The 14,332-nt window shown below is 71.1% G+C and carries 13 protein-coding genes; 7 read left to right on the forward strand and 6 right to left on the reverse strand.

Annotation, left to right across the window (positions count from 1 at the left end; all coding sequences use genetic code 11):
- Positions 1-85: 85 nt before the first annotated feature.
- Together AQJ27_RS15625 and AQJ27_RS15630 are read right to left on the reverse strand one after the other, a co-directional pair.
- Complete coding sequence (locus AQJ27_RS15625; protein ID WP_067368193.1) at positions 86-505, reverse strand: SCO4983 family protein; 420 nt, start codon at positions 503-505, stop codon at positions 86-88.
- A gap of 104 nt (positions 506-609) precedes the next feature.
- Positions 610-1,821 carry a pyridoxal phosphate-dependent aminotransferase gene (locus tag AQJ27_RS15630; RefSeq protein WP_054234800.1) on the reverse strand — a complete coding sequence of 404 codons (1,212 nt, stop codon included), beginning with the start codon at positions 1,819-1,821 and terminating at the stop codon, positions 610-612.
- Between the two features lie 127 nt (positions 1,822-1,948).
- On the opposite strand from AQJ27_RS15630, the gene AQJ27_RS15635 reads away from it, so the two are divergent.
- Positions 1,949-2,683 (forward strand): hypothetical protein, encoded by a 735-nt coding sequence (locus AQJ27_RS15635; protein WP_067368196.1) that lies wholly within the window; start codon positions 1,949-1,951, stop codon positions 2,681-2,683.
- A gap of 226 nt (positions 2,684-2,909) precedes the next feature.
- The gene (locus tag AQJ27_RS15640; RefSeq protein WP_067368199.1) at positions 2,910-3,797 is read left to right on the forward strand and encodes a S1 family peptidase; all 888 of its coding nucleotides are present in this window, start codon (positions 2,910-2,912) and stop codon (positions 3,795-3,797) included.
- Between the two features lie 21 nt (positions 3,798-3,818).
- Here the strand turns inward: AQJ27_RS15640 and AQJ27_RS15645 are convergent, their stop codons facing one another.
- Together AQJ27_RS15645 and AQJ27_RS15650 are read right to left on the reverse strand one after the other, a co-directional pair.
- Positions 3,819-5,441, reverse strand: a complete 1,623-nt coding sequence (locus AQJ27_RS15645) for an N-acyl-D-amino-acid deacylase family protein (protein ID WP_067368202.1) — start codon at positions 5,439-5,441, stop codon at positions 3,819-3,821.
- A 57-nt stretch (positions 5,442-5,498) separates the two neighbouring features.
- Positions 5,499-6,767, reverse strand: coding sequence for an amino acid deaminase (locus AQJ27_RS15650; RefSeq protein WP_067368205.1), 1,269 nt, complete (start codon positions 6,765-6,767; stop codon positions 5,499-5,501).
- Positions 6,768-6,920: 153 nt separating this feature from the next.
- Between AQJ27_RS15650 and AQJ27_RS15655 the strand changes: the two genes are divergently transcribed.
- From AQJ27_RS15655 to AQJ27_RS15675, 5 genes are all read left to right on the forward strand, one after another.
- Complete coding sequence (locus AQJ27_RS15655) at positions 6,921-7,958, forward strand: sugar kinase (protein ID WP_268814581.1); 1,038 nt, start codon at positions 6,921-6,923, stop codon at positions 7,956-7,958.
- Positions 7,955-8,728, forward strand: a complete 774-nt coding sequence (locus AQJ27_RS15660) for an IclR family transcriptional regulator (protein ID WP_060899204.1) — start codon at positions 7,955-7,957, stop codon at positions 8,726-8,728. The genes AQJ27_RS15655 and AQJ27_RS15660 overlap by 4 nt, the downstream gene beginning before the upstream one ends.
- Entirely contained in the window at positions 8,725-9,135 is a 411-nt protein-coding gene (locus AQJ27_RS15665; RefSeq protein WP_067368208.1) for a RidA family protein, read from the forward strand. Before AQJ27_RS15660 ends, AQJ27_RS15665 begins: the two co-directional genes overlap by 4 nt.
- 140 nt (positions 9,136-9,275) lie before the next feature.
- Entirely contained in the window at positions 9,276-10,763 is a 1,488-nt protein-coding gene (locus AQJ27_RS15670) for a GntP family permease (protein WP_067369251.1), read from the forward strand.
- A gap of 86 nt (positions 10,764-10,849) precedes the next feature.
- The gene (locus AQJ27_RS15675) at positions 10,850-11,458 is read left to right on the forward strand and encodes a hypothetical protein (protein ID WP_067368210.1); all 609 of its coding nucleotides are present in this window, start codon (positions 10,850-10,852) and stop codon (positions 11,456-11,458) included.
- Between the two features lie 68 nt (positions 11,459-11,526).
- On the opposite strand, the gene AQJ27_RS15680 is transcribed toward AQJ27_RS15675, so the two are convergent.
- Together AQJ27_RS15680 and AQJ27_RS15685 are read right to left on the reverse strand one after the other, a co-directional pair.
- Positions 11,527-12,864, reverse strand: a complete 1,338-nt coding sequence (locus tag AQJ27_RS15680; RefSeq protein ID WP_067368213.1) for a M14 family metallopeptidase — start codon at positions 12,862-12,864, stop codon at positions 11,527-11,529.
- Between the two features lie 192 nt (positions 12,865-13,056).
- The gene (locus AQJ27_RS15685; RefSeq protein WP_067368216.1) at positions 13,057-14,316 is read right to left on the reverse strand and encodes a hypothetical protein; all 1,260 of its coding nucleotides are present in this window, start codon (positions 14,314-14,316) and stop codon (positions 13,057-13,059) included.
- Positions 14,317-14,332: the final 16 nt, after the last annotated feature.

Below are 14,332 nucleotides of genomic sequence, written 5' to 3' on the forward strand. Positions count from 1 at the left end.
TGTGTGGCACCCGGTCCGCACGTCGCTGCGGGTGCGCGCGGACCGGGGCCGTACAGGGGGAGCCCGGGGGCTCGGACGCGGGCGCTCAGCGAGCCGCGAGTGCGCGGGGTTCGGCGGCCGGCGCGTGGGCGTCCATGCGCTCGGCGGCCAGGATCGCGACCGCGGTGTCCGCGCGGGACGCGGCGACGACGAGGGCACGGCCGGCGAGGGCGTGGGCCCGCTGGTGGAGCGCGACGACGCGTGACTCGCGCACGGCCGCGGCCGACGACGCGCGGACCGGCGCCACTCCTGCCCGCAGCCGCGCCACCTGCTCGGTGAGCCGCTCGGCCGCCGCGTCCAGGTCGGCGCACGGCTCGATCGCGCGGATCTCGTCGGTCACCGCGAGGAGCGCCGCGAGGTGTCCGGCGAGCTGGATGTCCAGCTCCTCCTCGCGCGACCGGTGGGGAAAGTCGGAGGGGGTACCGGCCGTCGTGTGGACCGACTTGGTGCGGATCGGTTCGTACATGGGGACGGCCTCCTGTGCTCTTTCAGGAAGCCATCCTAGCTTGGATTTCGTCTAAAGTTGAGTCATGTCGCACATCTTGTCGTCCCGCGCACGCAGTGTGAGCGTCACGGCTGGCTGTAGCCGTCCAGGAAGTTCCCGATCCGGGTCACCGCGTCGGTCAGATCGCCCACGCTCGGCAGGGTGACCACCCGGAAGTGGTCCGACTCGGGCCAGTTGAAGCCGGTCCCCTGGACGACCATGATCTTCTCTTGGCGGAGCAGGTCGAGAACCATCCGGCGGTCGTCCTTGATCTTGAAGACCTTCGGGTCGAGCCGCGGGAAGAGGTAGAGCGCGCCCTTGGGCTTCACGCAGCTCACGCCCGGGATCTGGGTCAGCAGCTCGTAGGCGACGTCCCGCTGTTCCTTCAGTCGGCCGCCGGGCAGTACCAGGTCGTTGATGGTCTGCCGCCCGCTGAGCGCCGCGACCACGCCGTGCTGACCGGGCATGTTCGCGCACAGGCGCATGTTCGCGAGGATCGTCAGGCCCTCGATGTAGGAGTCGGCGTGCGCGCGGGGGCCGGAGATCGACATCCAGCCGACCCGGTAGCCCGCCACCCGGTACGCCTTCGACATGCCGTTGAAGGTGAGGGTGAGCAGGTCGGGCGCGACCGAGGCGGTCGGGGTGTGCGTGGCGTCGTCGTAGAGGATCTTGTCGTAGATCTCGTCCGAGCAGACCAGGAGGTTGTGGCGGCGGGCGATGTCGGTGAGCCCGCGCAGCATCGCCTCGTCGTACACCGCGCCCGTCGGGTTGTTCGGGTTGATGATGACGATCGCCTTGGTGCGGTCGGTGACCTTGCGCTCCACGTCCGCGAGGTCGGGCATCCAGTCCGACTGCTCGTCGCAGTGGTAGTGCACGGCGGTGCCGCCGGACAGGGACACGGCGGCGGTCCACAGCGGGTAGTCCGGCGCCGGTACGAGGACCTCGTCGCCGTCGTCCAGCAGTCCCTGCATCGCCATCACGATCAGCTCGGACACGCCGTTGCCGATGAAGACGTGCTCGACGTCGGTCTCGATGCCGAGGGTCTGGTTGTGCATCACGACGGCGCGGCGGGCGGCGAGCAGGCCCTTCGCGTCGCCGTAGCCGTGCGCCGTCGACACGTTCCGGAGGATGTCCTCCAGGATCTCGGGCGGGCACTCGAACCCGAACGCGGCCGGGTTGCCGGTGTTCAGCTTGAGGATCCGATGTCCCGCCGCTTCCAGCCGCATCGCCTCCTCGAGCACCGGGCCCCGGATCTCGTAACAGACGTTGGCGAGCTTGGTCGACTGGATCACCTGCATGACGGTGAGCTTACGGCCGCGTAACGCTCGGCGGGGGGTGTTTTCCACCACGTGAGACGTGGCGTTTTGGGTCGCTTTCTTCCCTCTGTTGTGCCGTAAGCCCTTGCGGTCCTTAGAATCCGCGCCCATGTCCTGGCAGAACGGTGAGACCGAGGCCGAGCCGAGGGTGTACCTCCCGAGTGGCGACGGCGAGGCGCCCGTGGCGTACGAGGCGTACGCGGATCCGGCGGCGGCGCACGGCTGGCAGGACGCGTACGACGGGCCGGGTGCGGGGACGGCCGATGACGGCGGGCCGGGTGCTCGGACGGTCGATGACGGCGGGCAGGGTGCGGGGACGGGCGGCGACGGAGTCGTGGCGCGTGCCGGGGCCGGGCGCCGTGACGGCTCGCGGCGCCGCCGCCGGGAGCGGCTCCCGCGGCGACGGGTGGCGGTGGCCGGCGGCGCGATGTGCGCGGTCGTCCTCGGCGCGGTGGTCGTGGGACTGTTCGACTCCGGGTCGTCCGGGGGTTCCGCGCCCTCGGGGCGGAGCGACGGTGGCGGCCGGGGTGCGTCCACGTCCCCGGAGCCGACGGCTTCCGCGGGTGGCTCGACCGCCGGTGAAGCGGAGACGACGCCGGGCGACTCGCCCGCCGCCTCCGGCGCGAGCGCCGACCGGACCTCTCCGGGCGCGTCCGCGTCCACCTCGGCGACGCCGTCCACGACGGCGTCGCGGTCCCCGTCGGCCGGGACCTCCACCACCCCCGCCATCAGCCCCACCGCGACCACGACGACCGCGACTGCGACTGCGACCGCGACCACGGGTCGCGGTGCCGGCAACGGCAACCCCGGCCACGGCCAAGGCGCGACCAAGCGGCCGAAGTAGCCGCCGGTCCCGACGGGTTCCGTCCGGGCCACGGCAGACCCCGCGGTGGGTTCCACCCCCGCCCGCTCGCCCGCGTATACGACACGCCCCGTCCCGCCTCTCCGGCATGCCCATGGCCGGAAACCGCTCCTTGTCCCTCCTGTCCCCTCGATTGACAATGCGCATGACAAAACTGGAAGTGGCCGGAAGATCTCCGGTCGCCCAAGTCGCAAGAGGGGACCCCCACATGAGAAAGCCTCTCGTCGCCGCGCTCTTCGCCCTGGTGATCACCGGGGCGGGCGTGGCACCCGCGGTCGCGGCACCCGCGCCCGCGGCGGCGTCCACGTCCACGTCCGTGTCCGCGGTCAAGGCGGACGCGAAGGCGGCGGCGCCGACCCTGCAGGCCGTCAGCCTCGCCGGGACCGTCGCGCTCAGCAACTGCTCCGGCTCCGTCATCCGCTTCCCCAACTCCGCGGACAGCGACCCGGCGCTCGTGCTCTCCAACGGCCACTGCCTGGAGACGGGCTTCCCGGAGCCCGGTGAAGTGATCGTCGACCAGGCGTCAAGCCGTACCTTCGGCCTGCTCAACTCCGCCGGCACCCGGGTGGCCACCCTGCGGGCCAGCAAGGTCGCGTACTCGACGATGACCGACACGGACGTCACGATCTACCAGCTCACCAGCACCTACACGACGATCAAGAACTCGTACGGCATCAGCGCGCTGACCGTGCAGGACACGCACCCGACCGTCGGCACCGCCATCACGGTCGCCTCCGGTTACTGGAAGCGGCTCTACAACTGCAGCATCGACGGGTTCGCGTACCGTCTCAAGGAGGGCGACTGGACCTGGAAGGACTCCATCCGCTACACCTCCGCCTGCAACACCATCGGCGGCACCTCGGGCTCGCCGGTCATCGACCAGGCCACCGGCAAGGTCGTCGCCGTCAACAACACCGGTAACGAGGACGGCGAGACCTGCACGGTGAACAACCCCTGCGAGGTCGATGCGAGCGGCAACGTCACCATTCACCCGGGCATCAACTACGCCGAGGAGACCTACCAGATCCCGGCGTGCTTCACGACCGGCAACAAGCTCAACCTGAGCGCGAGCGGGTGCACCCTGCCCAAGCCGTGATCCCTGTGCGGCGGCGGGCGGTCACCGGGGAGTCCGGCGGACCGCCCGCCCCGCCAGTACGTCCGTGCGCCGCCCGTCCTCGATCACGAACCGGCCGTCGATCAGGACGTACGGGATGCCTGTGGGGAGTCTGCGCGGCTCCTCGAACGTCGAGCCCGCCGCGACCGTGGCCGGGTCGAAGAGGACGAGGTCGGCGCGGTACCCCTCGCGGACCAGGCCGCGGTCGGGCAGCCGCAGCCGGGCGGCCGGGCGGCCGGTGAGATGGGCGACGCACTCCTCCAGGGAGAGCACGCCCAACTCCCGTACGTACTTCCCCAGATACTGCGGGAACGTGCCGTACGCGCGCGCGTGCGGCTTGTCGCCGCGCAGGATGCCGTCCGAACCGCCGGTGTGCACACGGTGCCGCATGATCGCGCGGACGTTCTCCTCGTGGCCGACGTGCTGGAGGATCGTCGGGCCCAGCCGGTCGTCCAGGAGCAGGCGGCGGGCGGTCGTCCAGGAGCTCTCGCCGAGCCGGTCGGCGGACTGCCGGACCGTGCTGCCGACGTACGAGGCGAGCGCCGGGTCGGTGACTCCCGAGATCTCGATCGTGTCCCACTCGATGGGCACGCCGTGGCAGCCGTCGGCGCCGGTCACCTCCATGTGGTGCCGGACGCGTTCGGCCGTGTCCTCGTCCTTCAGGCGCGTGAGGATCGCCTCCGGGCCGCCCTCGCTCGCCCAGCTCGGCAGCATCGCGACCAGCGTGGTGCAGCCGGGGGTGTAGGGGTACGTGTCGAGGCTGATGTCCGCGCCCGCGGCGAGGGCGTCGTCCAGGAGGGCCAGCAGCTCCGGGGCCCTGCCCTCGTTGACGCCGAAGTTCATGGTGGCGTGGGCGAGGTGGAGCGGGCAGCCCGCCTCGCGGGTGAGGGCCACCATCTCCTCGTACGCCGCGAGGGCGCCCGCCCCGTACGAGCGGTGGTGCGGGCAGTAGTAGCCGCCGTACTCCGCCACCACCCGGCACAGCTCGGTGAGTTCGGCGTCCTGGGCGTACATGCCGGGGGTGTAGGTGAGACCGGAGGACATGCCGACGGCGCCCTCGCGCATCCCGTCGGCCACCAGCCGCCGCATCCGCTCCAGCTCCCGCGCCGTCGCCGGGCGGTCGTCCCAGCCGACGGCGAGCATCCGGACGGTGCCCTGCGGGATCAGATACGCGGCGTTCACCGCGATGCCCTCGCCGTCGAAGCCGTGGTCGAGCCGGTCCAGGTACTCGCCCACCGAGCGCCAGCCGAAGTCGATGTCGTCACCGGGTCCGTTCCAGCCGGTGATCGTGGACCGGACCTCCGCGAGGGTGCGGTCGTCGACCGGCGCGTACGACAGCCCGTCCTGGCCGATGACCTCCAGGGTCACCCCCTGGGCCGCCTTCGCGCTGTGGTCCGGGTCGCGCAGGAGGGCGAGGTCGCTGTGGGCGTGCATGTCGATGAAGCCGGGGGAGAGGGCCAGGCCCTCGGCGTCGAGGACCCGCCGGGCGAGGGGCCGCAGACAGCCGGCCGCCGCCCCCTCCCTGAGCACGGTGGTGATCCTGCCGCCCTGGATGCCCACGTCGGCGCGGTACGAGGGGCCTCCGGTGCCGTCGACGACCTCCGCGTCGCGGATGACGAGATCCATCACAGGGGCCTCCGGGAAACACAGGAAACATTCGTCACAGCGGCCTCTCAGAAGCTCTCAGAAGAACGTACGGACGTAGTCCACGACCGTGCCGTCCGCCTCCACCAGCGGAATCAGCTGCCACTTGTCGAAGGACGTGCAGGGGTGGGACAGCCCGAGGCCCACCCAGTCCCCGACCTCCACGTCCGCCTCCGGGTCCGTGCGCAGCCACGCGTGCTGGTCGGAGAGCGCGGTCACCGTCAGACCCGTCGCCGGCCGCTCGGCACCGTCCCGCCGCACCACCTGGGCCTCGGGCAGATCGAGGTCGTACGCCGCGTCCCGCTTGCCCGCGTTGACGAAGGCCTGCTCGGGGGAGGGCCGGGAGACGACCTGGGTCCAGAGGCGGAACGCGGGGTGCAGGGCGCCCTCCTCGGGGACCCGGGTGAAGGGGGTCAGCCGGCGGTAGTGCCCGTCGTCGTGCGAGACGTAGGCGCCCGAGCGCAGCAGCTTCAGTACGGGCAGGGAGAGGTCGGGGAGCTCGGAGAAGACGTCCGCGACGGCGTCGAACCAGGCGCTGCCGCCCGCACTGACGACGATCTCCGTCAGTCCCTCGAACCGGCCCGCCTTGTCGAAGTCCACCGCCAGCGCGGTCAGCCGCCGCAGCCAGGCGTGCACGCGCTCGGGGTCCGCCCCCGGGACCTCGCCCTCGTAACCCGCCACGCCGACCAGCCGCAGGGTCCGCGTCGCGGCCACCGCGTCCGCGACCGCCGCGCACTCCGCCTCCGTACGCACCCCGGTGCGGGCCCCCGCACCGGCGGCGAGCTCGACGACCACGTCCACCGGACGGGTGGAGCCGTGCAGCGCGGCGTCCATCAGCTCGACGCCGCGCACCGAGTCGACATAACAGACGAAGCGGAAGTCCGGGTCGGCCGCCAGCTCGGACGCGATCCAGCGCAGCGCCGCCGCGTCGACGAGTTCGTTCGCGAGGAAGATCCGCCCGATCCCGAACTCCCGCGCCACGCGGACCTGATGAGGCACGGCGAGGGTGATGCCCCAGGCGCCGTGCTCGATCTGCCGCCAGAACAGCTGGGGGGCCATCGAGGTCTTGCCGTGCGGGGCGAAGGCGAGGCCGTGGCGGACGGCGTACGTCTCCATCAGCTCGAGGTTGTGCGTCAGGCGCTCGGCGGACAGGGCGAGGACGGGGGTGGTGAAGCCGCCGGTGAAGAGGTCCCGGCGCTGGGCGGCCAGCTCGCCGACGGTCAGACCCTCGGCGTCCGGGGGGAGGCCCTTGAAGCGGTGGTCGACGCGGGCGGCCGCGAGGCGGGCGGCGGCTTCGGAGGCGGTCATGAGCCTTCCCTTCAAGGGTGTTGCGTGACGTGTTGCATCATGTGCAACGGTCATTGCGTATGTCGCTTACTGCTGTCTAACATCCCAGCCAACGCAGGGTCAACGGTGCGGCTGCGTCACCGTCGACCGCGAGAGCGAGGAGCCCCAGTCATCGTGCCCCCCACCGTTGTCGACGTCGTGGCGCTCGGCGAGTCCATGGTCACGTTTCTGCCGTCCCGGCCGGGGCGCCTCGCCGATGTGCCGTCGTTCGAGCGGGGGATCGGCGGCGCCGAGTCGAATGTGGCGTGCGTGCTCGCCGCGGCCGGGCACACCGCGCGCTGGGTCGGCCGGGTCGGCACCGACGGGTTCGGCGACCACCTCGTCGAGGCGATCGCCGCGTACGGCGTCGACACCTCCGCCGTACGACGGGATCCCGCGCGCCCGACGGGCATCTACTTCCGCACGGCGGGCGACCGGGCGAGCGACGCCCACGAGGTCGCGTACTACCGGGCCGGTTCTGCCGCCTCAGCGATGGCGGCGGACGCCGTGGACCTGGACGCCGTCCGCGCGGGACGGGTGCTCCACCTCTCCGGCATCACCGCCGCGCTCTCCGCGGGCTGCCTCGCCCTGATGCGCGAGCTCACCGCGCGCCGCCCCGGCCGCCCCCTCGTCTCGTTCGACGTCAACCACCGGGCCCACCTCTGGCAGCACCAGGAACCGGGCAAGGTCCTGCTGGACCTGGCCCGCGGCAGCGACCTCGTCTTCGTGGGCGAGGACGAGGCCGAGACCGCCTGGGGCGTCACCGGCGGTCCGGGGGCGATCCGCGCCGCGCTGCCCGAACCCCGGGTGCTGGTCGTGAAGCAGGGGTCCCGGGGTGCCACCCTTTTCCAAGGTGACAGTGAGGGCGACACGGTCACCTTCGTCCCCTCCCTCCACGTCGACGTGGTCGCTCCCGTCGGCGCGGGCGACGCCTTCGCCGCCGGGTTCCTCTCCGCCACCCTGCGCGCCTTGCCCGCCCGGGAGCGGCTCCGGCACGGCCACCTCATGGCCGCCGCCGCCCTCACCGTCCACGGAGACCTCGCCGCGCCCCCCTCCCGCGACCACGCCGACCGGCTGGCCGCTCTGGACGACGACGCGTGGGAGACACTTCGACTCGGCCCCGGCTGGACCGAAGCCGTCACGCGGGCCCCGGAGGAGGTACCTACCCCATGAGCCAGACCGTCGACCGAGCGCTGAGCATCCTGCCGCTGCTCGCCGAGGGCCCCGCCGACCTCGGCCAGGTCGCCGACCGCCTCGGCGTCCACAAGTCCACCGCGCTCCGCCTCCTGCGCACGCTGCACGAGCACGGCCTCGTCTACCGCCAGTCCGACCAGCGCTACCGCCTCGGCGCCCGCCTATTCGCCCTCGCCCAGGAAGCCGTCGAGAACCTCGACGTCCGCGAGATCGCCCACCCCCACCTCGTACGGCTCAACGAGACGTGCGGGCACACCGTCCACCTCGCGGTGTACGAGGAGAACGAGGTCCTCTACATCGACAAGGTGGAGAGCCGCTACCCGGTGCGCATGTACTCCCGGATCGGGAAGCCGGTCGCCATCACGGTCGCCGCCGTCGCCAAACTCCTCCTCGCCGATCTCCCCGAGCCCGAGCGCCGCGCCCTCGCGGACAAGCTCGACTACCCCATGTACACGGCCCGTTCGACCCCCAACGCGCCCGCCTTCCTCAAGGAGCTGGCCACGGTGCGCGAACAGGGCTGGGCCACCGACCTCGGTGGCCACGAGGAGTCCATCAACTGCGTCGCGGCCCCCATCCGCGGCGCCGACGGACGCGTCGTCGCCGCGATGTCGGTCTCCGCGCCGAACGTCGTCGTCACCGCCGACGAACTCCTCACCCTGCTCCCGCTGGTGCGCCGGACCGCCGACGCCATCAGCCACGAGTACTCCGGCAAGCCCCCAGCCAAGGAAGAGAGTTCCCGACGTCCATGACCGAGAAGACCGCCCTCACCCCCAAGACCCACACCACGCCGCCCGCGAAGTTCTCGCACGGCGTGAAGAAGGGGAACATCCTCCAGGTCGCCGGACAGGTCGGCTTCCTCCCGGCCGAGGACGGCAAGCCGCCCACGCCCGCCGGTCCCACCCTGCGTGAACAGACCCTCCAGACCCTCGCCAACGTCCGGGCGATCCTCGAAGAGGGCGGCGCGAGCTGGGACGACGCGTTGATGATCCGCGTCTACCTCACGGACGTCGACCACTTCGCCGAGATGAACCAGATCTACAACACCTATTTCGAGGAGCAGGGCCTCACCGCGCCCCCCGCCGCCCGCACCACGGTCTACGTCGGCCTGCCGGCCGGCCTCCTCATCGAGATCGACGCGCTCGCCGTACTGGGCTGAGCGACCCCCTCCCACTCCCGCACCCCGTACGCCATCACGGCACGGCGTCCCCCTGGGGCGCCGTGCCGCGATCCCCCCTGCCCGAAAGCCGCATGCCCCACTTACCCGACTGCAGAGGTCCCCCGCCCATGTCCTCGCTCATGTCCTCGCCCATGCCCCTGCTCGCCGCCACCACCGCACCACCGGCCCCACCCCACACCGGCGGCCTGATCGCCCTCATCCACGGCACCGCCGGTCTGCTGACCGTCGCCGCGCTCGGCATCGCCCTGCTCCTCGTCCTGATCATCAAGGCGAGACTCCAGCCCTTCGTGGCGCTGCTCGCGGTCTCCATAGCCGTCGGCCTCTCGGCCGGTCTCTCCGTCACCGAACTCTTCGGCACGGTCCAGCGCTCCGACGCCGTCTCCCTCATCGAGTCCGGCATGGGCGGCACCCTCGGCCACATCGCGATCATCATCGGGCTCGGCACGATGCTCGGCGCGATCCTCGAAGTCAGCGGCGGCGCCGAGGTGTTGGCGTCCCGGCTGCTGAACCTCTTCGGCGAGGAGCGGGCGCCCCTCGCCATGGGCCTCACCGGCCTCATCTTCGGTATCCCGGTCTTCTTCGACGTCGGCATCTTCGTCCTCGCGCCGATCGTGTACGCGGCCGCCAAGCGCGGCGGCAAGTCGATCCTGCTCTACTGCCTGCCCCTGCTCGCTGGTCTCTCCATGACCCACGCGTTCCTGCCGCCGCACCCGGGCCCGGTCGCCGCCGCGGGACTGCTCCACGTGCAGCTCGGCTGGGTCATCCTCATGGGCATCGTCTGCGGCATTCCCGCCGTCCTCGCCGCCTGGGTCTGGTCCGCGTGGATCGGCAGGCGGATCTTCGTCCCCGTACCGCAGGACATGGCCGAGGCCGCCGACGAGGCGAGGGCCGCGCTGGTCGAGGAGCAGCGGGCCGCCGGGGTCGCGCCGCAGGAGAAGCCGGTGCCGCTCGGCACGGTCCTGGCCATCATCGGTACGCCGCTGGTGCTGATCCTGCTCGCGACCTTCTCCTCGATCGCCTTCGACCCCTCCACGGGCCGCTCGGTCATCACGTTCTTCGGCCACCCCTTCGTCGCGCTGACGATCGCGCTGCTGCTGGCGTACTACCTGCTCGGCATCCGCCGCGGCTGGTCCCGCAAGTCGCTGGAGACGGTGTCCACGGCCTCGCTGAAGCCGGTCGGCAACATTCTGCTCGTGGTCGGCGCGGGCGGGGTCTTCGGCGCGGTCCTCAAGGGCAGCGGGGTCGCCCAGGCCCTCTCCGACACCTTCAACGACGTCGGTCTGCCGGTGATCGTCCTCGCCTACCTCATCTCCCTGGTCCTGCGGGTCGCCCAGGGCTCGGCCACGGTCGCCATCGTCACCACGGCCGGCATCGTGGCCCCGCTGCTGACCGAGGGCGACCACTCCCAGGCCTTCGTCGCCCTGGTCATCATGGCGATCTCGGCGGGCTCCATCTTCGCCTCGCACGTCAACGACGGCGGCTTCTGGATGGTCGCGAAGTACTTCGGCATCTCCGAACGGGACACCCTCAAGACCTGGACGGTCCTGGAGTCGGTGCTGTCGGTGGCGGGCTTCGCGGTGGCGGCGGTGGTGAGCCTGTTCGTGTAGGTACGGGGCGTCTTCGTACAACAGTCGCGTTGCCAACTTGGGGGCTGGCTGTGTCCGACACAGGATCTTCGACCATACTGCCCGCTGTGGAGCAGCGCATAGGTTCGAAGAGCCAGCCCCTGGACGCCGCCGCGGTGAACCCGGCGTACATCCCCGGGCTTACGTCACCCGCGAAGGCGGAGCCGAAGGACGCGGCCGTCGAGGAGGCCGCGTCCGAGGAGACCGCCTCCGAAGAGGCCGTGTCCGAGGAGGCGGTTGTCGAGGACGCCGCCCCCGAGGACGAGGTTTCCGAGGAGGCGCCCGCCGAGCCCGAAGAGGAGGCCACCTCCGAATCCGACTCGGACTCCGGGCCCGAGCCCGAACCCGAACCCGACCCGGACGGGCCGGTGTTCGAGGCGTCCGACCGGCGCGCCTCGATCAAGGCCGACCACAGCGGCGTACACCTGCGCCTGGACGACCAGGAGGCGGAGTTCCGCTGGGACGAGATCGGCGCGGTCGAGACGGAGTCGCCCCGCTTCGGGAAGCGGTTCACCATCACGGTGCACACCCCGGACCGCCGCTGGTACCCGATCGAGATCGAGGCGACGGCCCGGGCGCGCTTCAAGGAGTGGGAGGACCAGCTGGACGCGGTCCTGGACGCCTACTTCGAAGACGGTGACGATTCTGAAGAGGCCCCGGACGAGAGCGCCCCGTAGGGGCGCGGGGAACTGCGCGACCAGCCACATCCGGCCCGCAGTTCCCCACCCACCGGTCTGTCCCACTCCTAACTGCAGTACTGCGTCGCCTTCCCGATCGACCGGTACATGCAGTCCGCGTTCTCCAGCAACTGCAACACCGCGTCCCGGTTCCGTGAGGTCTCCCGCTCGATCACCTCGTCGGGCGGGTAGAACCCACCACCGGAACTGGACGTCGGATACATCTCGAAGGTGTAGTCGAAGATCTTCTGACTGCCCCAGAGATAGTCGTCGATCGACCCGTCGGTGATGTACAGGTCGCTGGACTGCTCCGGGGTGTACCCGTTGCTGGCCGCCATCTTCTGGCCGACGGCCTTGAACGCGGCGGCGTCGTCCGCGGTCATGCCGGTCGCGGTGTCGGCGGTGGTGTACCCGAAGGGCCACAGCACGAGTTCGCTGTACGTGTGGAAGTCGATCCCGGCCGTGATCTGCTGCTTGCCGCCGACGACCCGGCTGCGTACGAAGTCGGCGACGACCTTCACCTCGGGTGCGGACTCGGCGGAGGCGCCGCGGTAGGTCTCGGAGGACGTGGAGCCGGACGAGCCGCCGCAGCAGCCCCACTTGTAGTTCCAGTTGCGGTTCAGGTCCGTACCGACGTACGAGGAACCGGAGTTGGGCTGGCGATTCTTGCGCCAGGAGCGGTAGGAGCCGGTCGCGATGTCGTACTCACCGCCGTCGGGGTTGAGGTCCGGGACGATCCAGATCTCGCGACCGTTCACCATGTTGGTGACGCGGGAGTCGCTGCCGTATCCGGCCCCGAGCTCGCGCAGCAGATACAGCGCCATCTCGACGGTCAGGTGCTCGCGGGCGTGCTGGTGGAAGGTGAGGAGGACCTCGGGCTCGTTCTCGTCGGTGGCCACGTTGTCGCTGACCTTGATGGCGACGATGTCCCGGCCCTGGTACGACTTCCCGATCACCCGCTTGCTCATGATGCTGGGGTAGGCCGCGAGCCGCTGGTCGATCTCCGCGTTCGCCTCGGCGTAGTTGTGGTACTTCGAGTCGGCCGAGGGGAAGTCGAGGAGGCGGACGTCACCGGCGCCGTTCGACCGGTTCGGCGCGGACCCCAACAGGGAGACCTCGTAGCCGAGTTGGCGCAGCTTTTTGACCTGGTCGGCGCGGCCCGAGACGACGACGGTCTCCTCGTCGGCCTCGTCCACGGTGACACCGGTCTGCTGGATGGCGGTGCGGGTCACCGGGGTGGTGCTCTGGTGGATCTCGTACTGGCGTATGTCGTCGGCCGAGGGCGCGGGGGCTTTCGCTCCGGTCGCCGTGGCGTGGGTGGCGGTGGCGGTGATCGGGGCGGCGAGGGCGAGCGCGAGCAGGGTCGCGAGGGTGACGGTGCGCCTGCCGCGTCTGTGAAGTCGCATGAAGTCTCCTTGGCGGAGTGTGGGGGGTGGAATCAGTGCGACGTACGGAGTGCGGGTGTGGCGCTCATGGTGAGTGTTTGGCATGGGCAGGTCAAGGGACGACAAAGAGCCGATGGCGGAAACCGGTCATGCCTCGGACCCCGCCGGCAGGTCTGCCCGACGGGGCCCGATGTGTGAGGGCGGCGAGGGAACTCAGCCCAGACCGCGCCACTTCGCACTGAGGGCGATCGCCCGGAGCTGCTTCGTCGTGAGCGCGGGGGCGTCGCGCGTCGCGGCCGTCTCCTGGCTGCCGGAGTTGAAGGCACTGACCACCACACGGAACCCGTCGGTCCTGAGGGTGTCGGCGGTCCACATGACGACGCCCGCGCCGCCCTTCTCGCCCGGCTCCTTGTGCGTGACGACCTTCGTGCCGTCGGCCAGCGTCTCGGCGCCCGCCCCGAAGAGCTGGTCCTCGACGTCCGACATGTTCGGCTGCACGTTGATCTGGACCAGGCTCCTGCCCTTGCCGTCATCGACGACGACATAGGCGTACCCGCTGTCCGGGCCGCTCCTGGCGACCACCTTGACGCCCTTGGGAAGCAGCGAGACGAGCGTGGAAGCGATCGCGCCGCCGTCGATGCCCGAGGGCTGTGCGGGCGCCGCCGTCGGGGCCTTGGGGTCCACCGGGATCGCGTCGACGACGCCCAGCCACGCGGCGGCCGTGGCGAGTGTCCTCAACCGTGCCGGGGACAGCGGGGGTTCGGCCCTGCTGACCGGCGCGCCCTTCTCGGCCGCGGCGTTCCATTCGCTCACGCTGACGTGCTGACCCTTGGGGGTGACGAGGTCCGCCGTCCACAGCTTCGTGTCCGCGCGGCGGTCCGGGTACTCGTACCCCTGGAAGATCCTGAGCGCCGAGCCGTCGGACAGCCTGCTCACGACGCAACCGTCGTACGGCGTCAGGACTTTGTCCGGGCACTCGACGGTCTGGCGGGCCTGCTCGCTGCCCGGCAGGACCCGGTCGAAGCCGACGGCGACGGCCGCCTTGCCCTTGCCGTCGTCGTGGACGACCTGTGCGTACGGCGGCAGCCTGTCGTCCGTGCCGCGTGCTTGCGGCGAGCTGAACTCGCCCCGGGGGAGCAGCTTCTCGAGGATGCCGATCAGTTCGTCGCCTGTGTACGACGCCTTGGGCGTGGCCGAAGCGACGGGGGTCTTCGCACCGGTGGCCACGGACTGCCGCCCGTCGTCGCCGCCCGGTACGAGGAGTGCCCCGCCGAGGCCCACGAGCGCGACCGAGGCCACGCCCGCCACGACGGCGGCCCTGCGCCGCAGCAGCAGCCTGTGGCCGCGCGTCTCGCCGGCGGCGACCAGGGCGCGCCGGTCGGTCTCGTAGGCCCCGCCGGCCTGGTGCAGGGCCTCGCCGAGCCGTTCCTCGAAACGGTCCTGGTGGTCATGGTCGTGGTTGTCAACGGGCATGGCGAACCACCCTCTC

This window comes from Streptomyces olivochromogenes (assembly GCF_001514115.1).
Taxonomy (GTDB): domain Bacteria; phylum Actinomycetota; class Actinomycetes; order Streptomycetales; family Streptomycetaceae; genus Streptomyces; species Streptomyces olivochromogenes.

Coding starts and splice junctions, on each gene's coding strand:
- AQJ27_RS15625 (WP_067368193.1), bottom strand. CDS start 505: ATGTACGAACCGATCCGCACCAAGTCGGTCCACACGACGGCCGGTACC.
- AQJ27_RS15635 (WP_067368196.1), top strand. CDS start 1,949: ATGTCCTGGCAGAACGGTGAGACCGAGGCCGAGCCGAGGGTGTACCTC.
- AQJ27_RS15665 (WP_067368208.1), top strand. CDS start 8,725: ATGACCGAGAAGACCGCCCTCACCCCCAAGACCCACACCACGCCGCCC.
- AQJ27_RS15685 (WP_067368216.1), bottom strand. CDS start 14,316: ATGCCCGTTGACAACCACGACCATGACCACCAGGACCGTTTCGAGGAA.
- AQJ27_RS15645 (WP_067368202.1), bottom strand. CDS start 5,441: ATGGATCTCGTCATCCGCGACGCGGAGGTCGTCGACGGCACCGGAGGC.
- AQJ27_RS15650 (WP_067368205.1), bottom strand. CDS start 6,767: ATGACCGCCTCCGAAGCCGCCGCCCGCCTCGCGGCCGCCCGCGTCGAC.
- AQJ27_RS15630 (WP_054234800.1), bottom strand. CDS start 1,821: ATGCAGGTGATCCAGTCGACCAAGCTCGCCAACGTCTGTTACGAGATC.
- AQJ27_RS15670 (WP_067369251.1), top strand. CDS start 9,276: ATGTCCTCGCCCATGCCCCTGCTCGCCGCCACCACCGCACCACCGGCC.
- AQJ27_RS15660 (WP_060899204.1), top strand. CDS start 7,955: ATGAGCCAGACCGTCGACCGAGCGCTGAGCATCCTGCCGCTGCTCGCC.
- AQJ27_RS15680 (WP_067368213.1), bottom strand. CDS start 12,864: ATGCGACTTCACAGACGCGGCAGGCGCACCGTCACCCTCGCGACCCTG.
- AQJ27_RS15640 (WP_067368199.1), top strand. CDS start 2,910: ATGAGAAAGCCTCTCGTCGCCGCGCTCTTCGCCCTGGTGATCACCGGG.